The 12,206-nt window shown below is 38.8% G+C and carries 10 protein-coding genes; 4 read left to right on the top strand and 6 right to left on the bottom strand.

Features of this window, described 5'->3' with window-relative positions; genetic code table 11:
• Positions 1-47: 47 nt before the first annotated feature.
• The 6 genes from RT41_RS05580 to trpS all read right to left on the bottom strand — a co-directional run bounded on the left by RT41_RS05580 (position 48) and on the right by trpS (position 6,664).
• Entirely contained in the window at positions 48-1,028 is a 981-nt protein-coding gene (locus RT41_RS05580) for an alpha-ketoacid dehydrogenase subunit beta (RefSeq protein WP_096818058.1), read from the bottom strand.
• A gap of 2 nt (positions 1,029-1,030) precedes the next feature.
• Entirely contained in the window at positions 1,031-2,155 is a 1,125-nt protein-coding gene (locus RT41_RS05575; RefSeq protein ID WP_096818056.1) for a thiamine pyrophosphate-dependent dehydrogenase E1 component subunit alpha, read from the bottom strand.
• A 51-nt stretch (positions 2,156-2,206) separates the two neighbouring features.
• The gene (gene lplA / locus RT41_RS05570) at positions 2,207-3,211 is read right to left on the bottom strand and encodes a lipoate--protein ligase (protein ID WP_096818054.1); all 1,005 of its coding nucleotides are present in this window, start codon (positions 3,209-3,211) and stop codon (positions 2,207-2,209) included.
• A gap of 267 nt (positions 3,212-3,478) precedes the next feature.
• Positions 3,479-4,330, bottom strand: coding sequence for a glycerophosphodiester phosphodiesterase (locus RT41_RS05565; RefSeq protein WP_096818052.1), 852 nt, complete (start codon positions 4,328-4,330; stop codon positions 3,479-3,481).
• A 15-nt stretch (positions 4,331-4,345) separates the two neighbouring features.
• Positions 4,346-5,023, bottom strand: a complete 678-nt coding sequence (locus RT41_RS05560; protein ID WP_096818049.1) for an HD domain-containing protein — start codon at positions 5,021-5,023, stop codon at positions 4,346-4,348.
• Positions 5,024-5,635: 612 nt separating this feature from the next.
• Positions 5,636-6,664 (bottom strand): tryptophan--tRNA ligase, encoded by a 1,029-nt coding sequence (trpS, locus tag RT41_RS05555; RefSeq protein WP_096818047.1) that lies wholly within the window; start codon positions 6,662-6,664, stop codon positions 5,636-5,638.
• A gap of 508 nt (positions 6,665-7,172) precedes the next feature.
• Between trpS and RT41_RS05550 the strand changes: the two genes are divergently transcribed.
• From RT41_RS05550 to mgtA, 4 genes are all read left to right on the top strand, one after another.
• Entirely contained in the window at positions 7,173-7,613 is a 441-nt protein-coding gene (locus RT41_RS05550; protein ID WP_096818045.1) for an OsmC family protein, read from the top strand.
• A gap of 131 nt (positions 7,614-7,744) precedes the next feature.
• Positions 7,745-8,116, top strand: coding sequence for a VOC family protein (locus RT41_RS05545; RefSeq protein ID WP_054639697.1), 372 nt, complete (start codon positions 7,745-7,747; stop codon positions 8,114-8,116).
• A 92-nt stretch (positions 8,117-8,208) separates the two neighbouring features.
• Entirely contained in the window at positions 8,209-9,492 is a 1,284-nt protein-coding gene (locus RT41_RS05540; RefSeq protein WP_096818043.1) for an APC family permease, read from the top strand.
• Between the two features lie 96 nt (positions 9,493-9,588).
• Positions 9,589-12,198: a magnesium-translocating P-type ATPase gene (gene mgtA / locus RT41_RS05535; RefSeq protein WP_096818042.1), complete on the top strand. Its 2,610-nt coding sequence runs from the start codon at positions 9,589-9,591 to the stop codon at positions 12,196-12,198.
• Positions 12,199-12,206: the final 8 nt, after the last annotated feature.

Genomic DNA, 12,206 nt, shown 5'->3' with positions numbered 1-12,206 from the left:
TGTCGCCTTCGGCCATACCTTCACCGATGTCAGGCATTTTAAAAATCTCAGTCATAATTTACCACCTCTTTAACTTTGTTTACGATATCTGAATCTTTGATCATCCAGTCATTTTCAGCTTGTGAGAATGGGAAGATTGAGTCAGGACCAGAAACACGTCCGATTGGAGCATCCAAATCAAGGACGAAACGTTCACCAATTTCAGCCATAACATTTGCAGCAATACCAGCGGTACGTTGAGCTTCTTGAACGACAACAACACGCCCAGTTTTCTTAACTGTTGCACCAATTGATTCAATGTCAAGAGGAGCTACGGTACGAAGATCAAGGACTTCTGCATTGATACCATCTTTAGCAAGTTCATCGGCTGCTTTCAAAGCAAGTGGAACTGTACCACCATACGCAATGATTGATACATCAGTACCTTCTTTAGCAACAGCAGCTTTATCAAGAGGAGTTGTGTAGTAACCTTCTGGAACCTCCCCTTTAAGTGAGCGGTAAAGATGCAAGTTTTCAAGGAACATAACTGGGTCGTTGTTTTCAATTGATGCGAGGAGCAATCCTTTTGCATCAGCTGGGTTTGAAGGCATTACAACGCGCAAACCAGGAATTTGTGAAAGTAATCCTTCGATTGAGTCAGCGTGCATTTCAGGTGTTTTAGTTCCGATACCATAAGGGGTACGCACAACGATAGAGTTGTGACGAGTACCATTGAAACGGTAACGTGTACGAGACATTTGTCCAGCAATAGAATCGAACGCTTCAAAAATGAAAGTTCCAAATTGGATTTCCATGATTGGTTTGTAGCCTTGTGTTGCAAGTCCAATTGCTAGTCCACCAATACCTGATTCAGCAAGTGGAGTATTGAAGACACGGTCTTCACCATATTTAGCTTGAAGTCCATCAGTTGCACGGAATACACCTCCGTTTTGACCAACGTCTTCACCAAAAATCAATGTGTCTTTATCTTTTTCAAGCGCAAGGTCAAGCGCTTCTGTAATAGCAGCAATATAAGTCTTTTTAGCCATTATTATTTACCTTCGCTTTCAAATTTCGCAAGTTGTTCAGCCATTGCTTGACCAGGAACTTCGAGCGTGTTCTTGATGAAACTAGAGATTTTTTGTTTTTCAACAGCATTTGCTTTCTTCACGTCAGCATCAATGCGTGCGTCGAGTTCTGCAACGTATTCTTCTTCTTGTTTTTCATCCCAAATGCCTTTATCAGTCAAGAATTTACGCATACGGATGAGTGGTTCTTTCTTCCACCAAGCATCAAGTTCTTCTTTTGTACGGTAGCGAAGTGGATCGTCACCTGCAGTTGAGTGTGGTTCAAGACGGTTAGTGATTGTTTCAATAACAACAGGTCCGTTGCCGGCAACAGCCCATGCACGGGCTTCTTTTGAAGCAAGGTACATTGCGATTGCATCCATACCATCAACTACGATTGAAGGAGCACCAGCAGCCCAACCTTTTGCAGCCAAGTGAGGCGCAGCAGTTTGCAAACTACGTGGTGTTGAAATTGCATAGCCATTATTTTGAATGAATGCAACAAGTGGAGCTTTATATGCTGATGCAAAGTTAATACCTTCGTATGTGTCACCTTGAGATGAACCACCATCACCAGTATAAACAAATGAAACAGCGTCTTTTTTACGTTTTTTAAGTCCGAGGGCTACACCGGCGGCTTCAACATATTGAGCACCAATGATGATTTGTGGGAACCAAGAATTAACTGGTTTTCCATCTTCGGTAGTGTATTCGTTACCGAGTTGGTGTCCGCGACTCCAAAGGAGACCTTTCCAAATTGGCCAACCTTTTGAATAAATTTGAGGAAGGTCGCGATAACCAGGGAAGAGCCAGTCTTCGTCAGTGAAAGCAAATGCTGAAGCCATTTGAGATGCTTCTTGTCCTGCGTGAGGTCCAAAGAATCCCATACGTCCTTGTTTAGCGAGTTTCATTGAGCGGATGTCAACTTGGCGTGCGAAAAGCATTTGTTTGAAGAGTTCTACGAGTTTTTCATCTGAGAGTCCAGCGCGTTTGAGGCCATCTTCATCGACGATTTTTCCGTCTTCGTTCAGGATTTGCAACATTGGGAATGCTGTATCTTGCAATTCCAATTGTGCTTTGAAATCTAGGATCTGTGTACTATTTGACATGATCGATTTCCTTTCTTTTAATAGAAATTTAGCAGTTGTGGGTTAGTTGTATCAGTTGCTTTCAGTCAATTGATCAGCTTTGAACATCTGTGCGAGTTCATTGTTGTCGATAGTTCCGAAATACTGTCCTTCTTTATTCTTCTCTAGAATTTCAAGAACGGCTTCTGGTGTGAATTCAATACCAATGAATTGAGATTTGATATCACGCCAGTCACGAACACCAAGGAAGTCCCCTAGGAAATTGACATCTGCAATTTTTCCGTGTTCAACATTAACTTGGACATCAATACCGCCACCAGTGAATTTAGCATGGTTACTGAATTCAAATTTTGGTGATTCACCATAATTCCATTCCCATGTTGAGAATTGATTGTCGCGCCATTCTTTGATTCCAGCAAGTTGCTCGTCTGTTAAGACGAGTTCGCCATCTTTTCCTTCATCAGTGAGATAATATTTCAATTTCTCGATGAACGTATTTAGATCAAGATTTGGAGCGAAGTCTTTGATGTTTCCAACACGAGTTCGAACTGATTTTGCAGCTTTTGAAACAAACTTTTCATCGGATACATTGAGTGAGCGGATCATCGCTTCAACATCAGTGTCCCAAAGTAGTGTTCCATGATGCATCAAGTAACCCCCAGCATAGCGTTGAGCATTACCTGAAACTTTTTTGCCTTCGACTTCAAGATCATTACGACCAGTGATTTCCGCATTGATGCCAACTGCATGAAGTGCATCATACATCGGTTTCACAAACTTTTTAAAGTTTACTGAACCAGAATTTTCAACAGGAACGAAGAAAGTAAAGCAGATATTTCCTTCATCATGGTAAACAGCACCACCACCAGATACACGACGCACGACTTGAACATCGTGGTTATCAATGTATTCTTGATTGATTTCGGCAAAAGTGTTTTGGTTTCGACCAACGATTACAGCGCGTTTATTTTGCCATAAAGCAAATACAGGTTCAGTTGGTTTCAAATTGTAGAGCAACCAGCTGTCCATCGCTATATTCGTGTAAGCATCTTGACCAAGATAATTAATAAATTGCACGGTTAGAACCCCTTCTAAATTGAGCTTGGAAATAGGTTAAAAAGTGTGTTACTTTTTAAAAGCCCTCCATTCCCTATTATAACATTTGTGAAAAATATGTAAAGAAAAAAAGTCTGCGTTTTCATAAATTGATATAGCAGACTTTACCAAGAAAAGTTTGTGAAATATTTTACCTAAATTGTATTTTTTTAGCTACGCTTTCATTATTTTTGTAAACGATTAAATTTTTCCATAAATTAATAAAAAGCACATTCATCATATGTGCTTTTAAGAATTCATTATTTCATTTCGAATTTGGATCGCTTTTTCTGGATAGTCAGTAATAATACCAGCAATATTTTCTTGGAAAGCGAGGCGGATTTCTTTGTCACTGTTGACTGTCCAAATACGAATGGGCTTGGAAGAGCGGCTGGCTAAAACAGGGTGTTTGAATGCATAGGTTTTGCGCGGATGGATACTTATTACAAAATCTTCTAGTAAACCAATTTCGATTTTTTTGATGCTGTTTTCGGTCAGAAAACTCATTTCGGTGTCTGGTTCTAGTTTGCTTAAATTTTTCAAGGTATCAATATTAAAGCTGCTGTAAAGATAATCAAATGACCAATTTGTCCCTGTCATCATATCGGATAGAATTTTTTCAATGTTGGGGTATTGATACTTATCAGTTTTAACCTCAATATTTAATATTCCTGTAAAATCAAGACTTGTCAGTAATGACAGGACTTCAAAAAGTGTTGGAATGCGTTCTCCCGTGAATTCAGGTGCAAACCAAGAGCCGGCATCGTACCGTTTGAGTTGAGCCAAAGTCAATTTTTGAACCAATCCTTTGCCATTTGTAGTCCGGTCAATTTTTTCATCATGGATGACGACTAATTGATTGTCAGCAGTAAGATGGACATCGAGCTCGATCCCGTCAGTGCCAATCCGAATGGCCTCATTAAAAGAGGCCAGTGTGTTTTCGGGACGATTGCATTTTGAACCACGATGCGCATAGACGAGTGTTTCAATTTCGTGATTGGCGGGTTGATGGAGTTGAATCCATTTTTCTGCACGGGCCGCTTTTCTTCGGTCAATGTTTCGTCTAATTCCATTGATTAGGTTGGTAAGTCCTACTACCATATAGCCCCTTTCCTATTATCGACGTGTTTGGTTTTCTTGACTTTCATTTTCAATTGCTGATACAAAGTCATGCATAATCTTGTCACGACTGGCAGCAATTCGTTTTGCCTCAGTTGTATTTAGCAACGCTTTGAGGAGAAACAATTTTTCATAAAAATGATTTATAGTTGTATTTTTTTCTTGTTGGTGATAATCAGCTTTAGATTGGTATGTCATGGGTTTGATTTCTGGATTGTAAAGCTCGCGTCCTTTTTTCCAACCGTATTGGAGTGTTCTGACAATTCCCCAAGCCCCAATTGCATCTAATCGATCGGCATCTTGAACAATTTTTCCATTTAGATTTAGGCTCTTTTTTTCCAGTAAATTGGAAGAATAGCTCATATTATCGATAATGTAAAAAATCTCTTCAGCATCATTTTTGTCAACACTGACGGAAGTCAAAAAATCAGCGACTTTGTTTTTTTGCATCAGGACATCATCAACCAGTTTTTCATCATACGTATCGTGAAGGTAGGCACTAATTAGAACAATTTGAGCATTTGCTTCAGGCTCAGTTGCAAGAATTTTTTGTGCAAGTGCAATGACACGCTTGATATGATCAAATCCATGACCATCTCCATTTCCTTCGTGAACAGATTGAGCGAAATCGGCAACTGCTTGAAGTTGGACAGCCCTGTTTTCCTTTTGATTCATGAGCGAGTCATTCTCTACTTTCGAACGAATTGAATAAGGGATAAATAAAAAGAAGATCCCTTTTTCTCTTTTTATTATAAACTATTTAATATGAAATAAACAGAGAAAACGGACTGACTTCATTAGAAAATATCAGTCCAAAGTGAGACTTTCTCATAAAAATAAATTAACAATTTTTGGATGGTATTCCAACGGGCATGAATGATCAAAGAAGATTCACCTGAAAATATGTTCGAAAATAAGGCTGAGAAAAATGATTACTTGGTAAACAGGAACCAGAATATTAATGATCAAGATCGTCAGTCAATTGGGCTGGCTTACCACATTATCTAGAGCCTTTTCAATGCACTATTGGGATTGAAAAGAGTAGCGGTAGTAAAAGAATAATCCAATATTTACTTTTTCAAATATTTGAATTTCTACTCAGCACGAAGCTTTATTTTTGAAAAGCTAAATAAATGAGAGCAAATAATGAGAGCAAATAGAGTGTAAAATTTCTAATGTGGTTATCAGACTTGTAAAATCATAAGCTCTAGTAATCAATGGGTTACATCATTATATCGGTTATGAATTTCAATTACAAAAACAGAAGGCGATGCCTCCTGTTTTTTCTTATGCTTTAAAATAGTTAATTCCCATAGCCGATTTGACTTCATCAAGTGTGTCTGCTGCAACGGCTTCGGCTTTTTCGGAACCTTTTTTGAGGACATCGTAGACGTAGTCCATATTTTTAGCGAATTCAATGCGGCGTTCACGAATTGGTCCAAGTTCGCGTTCGAGAATTTCAAGGAGGTATCGTTTTGTTTTTACGTCACCGAGTCCGCCTGCCTGATACTGTTCTTTCATCTCAGCGATGGTGATGGCATCCTCAGGACGTCCAAAGACATCAAGGTAATGGAAGACCATATTGCCTTCAATGTGACCTGGATCGGCAACATTGACGTGTGTCGGGTCGGTGTACATTGATATGACTTTCTTTTTGAGAGTATCTGCATCATCTGCCAAATAAATACCATTGCCGAGTGATTTAGACATCTTAGCATTTCCGTCAAGTCCAGGGAGGCGACCTGCAGCCTCATTCTCAGGATATATTCCTTCTGGCTCAACGAGAACATCAGATTCATAAGCGTGGTTGAAAGAGCGGACGATTTCACGTGTGATTTCAATCATAGGTGCCTGGTCATTCCCTACAGGAACGTGAGTGGCTTTGAAAGCAGTAATATCAGCTGCTTGACTAACTGGGTACATGGCAAAGCCAGCAGGGACACTTTCGCCGAAGTTTTTTTGTTCAATTTCTGTTTTGACCGTCGGGTTACGTAAAACACGATTTAAGCTAGTCAAATTGAGGTAGTACATCATTAATTCACCAAGTTCTGGGATTTGACTCTGGATGAAAATCGTTGATTTTTCTGGGTCAATTCCGCTTGCAAGGTAGTCGAGTGCAACGTTACCAACAGATTCGATGATTTTTTGAGGTTCTTTGGCGTGGTCCGTGAGTGCCTGTTGGTCGGCCATCATGATAAAAGTGTCATAGATTCCTTCGTTTTGCATTTGAACACGGCGTTTGAGTGAACCGACATAATGACCGATGTGAAGTTTTCCAGTAGGACGGTCGCCTGTTAAGATAATTGGTTTTGACATGAGTTTGACTCACTTTCTTTGTTGAATTTTTTTTTGGACAGATCCATTTTTGAAAAAGGGAAAATAAAAAAGCTCGCAGAACAGATTGTTCTACGGGCGCATAATGCACGGTACCACCGTAATTTTGGAAAATAAAAATTCCCTAAGACTCATCATCAAAATAATGAGGGCTTGGTAACGGAAGCAACGTGATTATTATTTGTTCAAATCATCAAATTTGTAAGAATAGCCCATTCCTTTTTTGAAGAGATCTGTTTCCATCAACCACAGATTTTCTATATCAATTCGTTTAAAAAGTACTTTTCTATCTAAAAAAATTTTACCTTTATTATCAGGAAAAGTCAAATTGATGAGACATTAAAATTTTGTAAGTAAAAAAATACAAAAGAGCGCATAAATTGAAAAATAAGCAGGAAAGAGATATACTAAAAATGTAAAATAGTTTTGACATAAATGAACAAAAATCAAACTTGTTAGAGGAGATTAAATAAATCTCAGGAGGTAAAATATGGCGAATATATCAACGGCATCTGCACATTGGGAAGATACTTTGGAAGATGGGTTCGGCACGATTAGTGCGGAATCTTCTCAACTTTTCACAGAGGCACCTTATAATTTTAAAGCGCGTGCAGAACATACAGTATCAATCACAACACCAGAAGAACTTTTGGGCGCTGCACACGCTGCTTGTTTCTCAATGGCCTTTTCTATGATTTTGGGCGAAAAAGGCTACACTGCTAAAAATATTGATACAACGGCTGATGTAACTTTCGCTGTAACTGCTGATGGCCCTGCTATCACTGAAATTCACTTGAAGAACCACTCTGAAATCGAAGGCATTTCAGAAGCTGAGTTCCAAGAAGTTGCCTTGACAGTTAAAGCAAATTGTCCAGTTTCAAAAGCACTTGCAGGTGTTAGGAAAATCACGCTAGAAGCCAGCCTGAACTAATAAATTAAGATGAAAATGTGAATAATATAAAAGATGGACGGATGAATTCTGTCTCTTTTTTTGTCAGTACTGACAGGGAAAAAATAGCTTTGATTATGCTATAATGAAAAGACAATCAAAGGAGGACAGCAATGAGTTTTAATATGTGTACCAATCTTTACGTCGAAGATGTCAAAGCAGAAGCCGAATTCTTCAAGGCAATTGGTTTTTTTGAAGTTTCAAGACAAAAAGTTGGTGAATCTGATACTTTTATCATGGCACCAACCCGTAAAGGAAATGCACGTTTACAAATCTGGGACATCGAATTTATTCGTCAAATGAGTCCTGAAGTTGCAGATGATAAACCATCAATTTTGTTTACAGTCACTGATGGTCTAGAGGCATTGCACGAAAAAGTAGCTGCACAAGGCTTGATGACAAGTCCAATATCAAAAATGGGTGAGAATTTGACTTTCAATTTTCAAACGCCTAGCGGTTCATATTTTGCTTTCATGCAAATGTAAAGAAATCTGCAAAAAAAAATGTAAAAAGAGTATCTATTGGTACTCTTTTTGTTATAATCAATATAAATTTTATCAAAGAAGTGAGGACGGCTATGAAAGACAAAAAATTACTCTCTCCTGCTGCAGTTTATTTACTCGGTATTAATTCTATAATTGGTTCGGGAATCTTTTTGTTAGCCGGAAAAATATACCAAGATGCAGGGAATTGGAGCTTATTGGCTATCTTATTTGCAGGGCTTTCAATTTTTGTTATTGCATTTTCATATTCAAATATGAGTAAAATATATCCTGAAAATGGAGGTGCCTTTGTTTATGCAAAGGAGGTTTTCGGCCGTTTTCCAGGATTTATTGTAGGGATGGTGACTTGGCTTTTAGGAACCGTCAGTTTGGCGACAGAAGTTTCCGCTCTGTTGACAGCTTTGAAAATGATTTTCCCACAAATGAATGGCAAATGGATTGGCATCACTCTCATCTTAGTTTTAGGAATCATTTCCTGTTTTGGATCGTCAATCATTGCGGAGCTTGATAATTTGACCTCTTTTGTCAAAATTCTAATTGTTCTTGTTTTTATAGGAACGACAATTTGGCTTGTTAAGGGCGCTAACTTTTCGCCAGTAGTACTAACATCTCCTTCTTCAGGACTGACTGGCTTTTTGTCTGCTTATGGAACAGTATTCTTCTTTTTCACTGGTTTTTCATTTTTGCCGGTCAACGCTGAAAAAATGAAAGACCCATCTAAAAATCTGCCCAAGATGATGAGCTTTGTCATGATCACTTGTATTGCTGTGTACCTCCTCATTCAAGGAATCACCATAGGTGTCTTGGGTAATCATTTGCCCAATTCAATTGTTCCTGCGGCGACTATTTTTGCTCAAATTATCGGTTCGATTGGAATTCCCCTCTTTGTGATCGGTATTTGTATCTCCATCTTTGGTGTTATTGTTGCAAATACGTTTAATACACCTACGATCCTTGCGAGTCTTGCATTGGCACACGAAGACGTCCCATTGTTGGTAGCAAAAAATAACCGTTTTGGCAGCCCGACTTTAGCAGTGATATTAACTACTTTAGGTGCTATTGGTCTATTCTTGAGTGGCAACTATGTTTTTCTTAGTGGACTTACTGTTTTCATGAGTTTTATTCAATATTTATCAACTGGCCTTACTAATGTAAAGAAAAAATATCTATGGGTTGGGGGTGGTACAATTGTATTTTCACTTGTTTTATTAATTTCATTCACGATTCCTGTTCTCATTTTGGGATTTAGTTTCATTCTTGTCCTAGCTATTGTTTATTTTATTGTCAAGGTTGATGATGAACATTTAGAAAAAGTAAAACAAGAAAAACAAGTCCTTAAAGAAAAAATGAAGATGTAAAAGTCCTTTTACTATGAAAGCATTCGTCTTGTTTTTGTGTAATATGTTACAATTTAAGAGTAATAAAAGTATTACGATAGAATAGGAGGGAAACACATGCAAAAAATGACAAAGCAGAGCACGAAAAGTGATGAGCTTAAAGATTTTGCACAACTTGGAAGTCCAGCCTTGTTTGAAAAAATGAAAACAAGCATTTTTGGATTGAAACGAGAAGAAGCCGTAAACAGATTGGAAGATTACGGGCCGAACATCGTTGCCGCTCAACAACTTACCCCCTGGTATCTCATATTATGGCACGCCTTTAGAAATCCATTCTCTTTAGTCTTAGCTTTTCTTGCCATTGTGTCCGTACTGACAGGCGAATATGAACCTGCTATCTATATGTGTGTCATGATTGTACTTTCGGCTACAGTCAGTTTTATTCAAGAATATAAAAGTGAAAAAGCTTCAGATGCACTCCGAGAGATGATAGAAAATACCACCAACGTCCGACGTGATGGAGAATATCATGAAATACCGATGGATGAAGTCGTTCCTGGCGATATTATCCAATTGCAAACGGGCGATATGATTCCTGCAGATGCAATTTTACTCAACTCAAAAGACTTATTTATCAATCAAGCCTCATTAACTGGAGAATCATTTCCAGTAGAAAAAAAACTCCCTGAGTCGCTCGATGATGATGAGCAAGTAGACTGGGAAAATATTTCATCAATTGATGCACCCAATGTATTATTTATGGGGACAGATGTTTTATCTGGGAATGGCGAGGTCTTGATCGTTAAGACAGGCAAACAAACGATGTTTGGTGATATCGCCACCAAATCGTCAAGTCATGCTAAAGTTCAATCTTCTTTTGATAAGGGGTTGAATTCAATCTCGAGGCTCTTGATGACAATGGTGATCATCTTGTTTCCTGTTGTCTTCATTATCAATTGGACGACAAAAGGCTCAGCGTGGGATGCTTTCTTCTTTGCCATTGCTGTCGCTGTCGGATTAACACCAGAAATGCTCCCCATGATTGTCAATACCAATTTGGCAAAAGGGGCCGTTGCCCTGTCGAAGAAAAAAGTGATTGTAAAGCAACTGTCTGCAATTCAAAATTTAGGGTCGATGGATATTCTATGCACAGATAAAACAGGAACGATTACTGAAGATCGCGTTGTAATGATGACCTATGTCGACGCAAACGGTGAAAAACATGATAGTGTGCTTAATGCAGCATTTATCAATTCGAATTTCCAAACGGGATGGAAAAATTTAATGGACGTTGCGGTCATTCAGTACTTCCGCAAAGAAGAACGTAAATTAGATTACCAGCACATGGAAAAAGTAGATGAAATTCCCTTTGATTTCTCTCGTCGCTTACTTTCTGTGGTTGTCAACGACCACGGCCGTCACTTGATGGTCACAAAAGGTGCAGTCGAAGAAATGGATGATATCTGTACTCACGTGATGGAGGACGGTGTCGCTGTTCCAATTACACCTGAGAAACTTGAAGCGATGAGAAAAGTTAATCTGGAAATGAATTTGCAGGGGATGCGTGTGCTTACAGTTGCGCAACGCATTCTAACAGATGAGGAACTAGAAGATTTCGATCAAGAGAGTGAAAAAGGCATGACTTTGTTGGGCTTTCTTGGCTTCTTAGATCCAGCCAAAGCAAGCGCAAAAAGTGCGATTACTAGTCTCCATGGGCATGGAGTTACCGTAAAAGTTTTGACTGGGGACAATGCCATTGTCGCTAAAAAAGTCTGCGCCGATGTTGGAATTCCAGTTGAAAAGTATTATTTAGGTACGCAAATTGATGAAATGTCGGACGACGAACTCTTTGATGCTGCCATGGAAGCTCACTTATTTGCTAAATTGTCACCACTGCAAAAATCAAGAATTATTGAGATACTTAGGAAAGTTCATACTGTCGGTTTTATGGGCGATGGAATTAATGATGCCCCCGCTCTAAGGGCCGCTGATGTTGGTATTTCTGTGGATACTGCAGCTGATATCACTAAAGAGGCATCGACCATTATTTTGCTTGAAAAATCGTTGCAAGTCCTAGAAACAGGGGTTATTGAAGGGCGAAAAGTCTTCTCAAATATGATGAAATATATTCGAATTACATTATCATCGAATTTCGGAAATGTTTTTTCTGTACTTGTAGCATCAGCTTTCCTACCTTTCTTGCCAATGTTGTCGACACAACTATTAACTTTAAATCTCGTTTATGACATTTCACAACTGACGATTCCTTGGGATAATGTTGATAAAGAAGAAATCAGAAAGCCTGTTAAATGGGGGACACGTGGCTTAGCAAAATTCGCAATTTCCGTTGGACCATTATCCTCAATTTTTGATATTACAACGTTCATAGTGCTCTGGTTTGTTTTAGGTTACAATAACGGACAACATGCTGCCTTGTTCCAAGCAGGTTGGTTTATTGAGTCATTGGCAACACAAGCGCTCGCTTTTCATATTTTACGAACTCGGAAAATTCCGTTCTTGGAAAGTCGTCCTGCTATGCCTGTTGTCTTATCTACAATCGGTGCCTTCGTTTTTGGTTTTATTCTGTTAGAAACTCCCATTGGCGAAATGATTAATTTGAGTTCAGTTGAACCACGATTTTGGCCATGGTGGATAATGATTGTTCTGGCCTACATCATTGTTTTGCAATTTGGAAAGTGGGTATATTACAAGAAAAATCCAATGTAAATAAAAAA

Source organism: Lactococcus fujiensis JCM 16395 (assembly GCF_002441655.1).
GTDB lineage: Bacteria > Bacillota > Bacilli > Lactobacillales > Streptococcaceae > Lactococcus > Lactococcus fujiensis.
The sequence above is the reverse complement of the archived record's forward strand: the minus strand, read 5'-3'. Positions and strand labels throughout refer to the sequence as shown.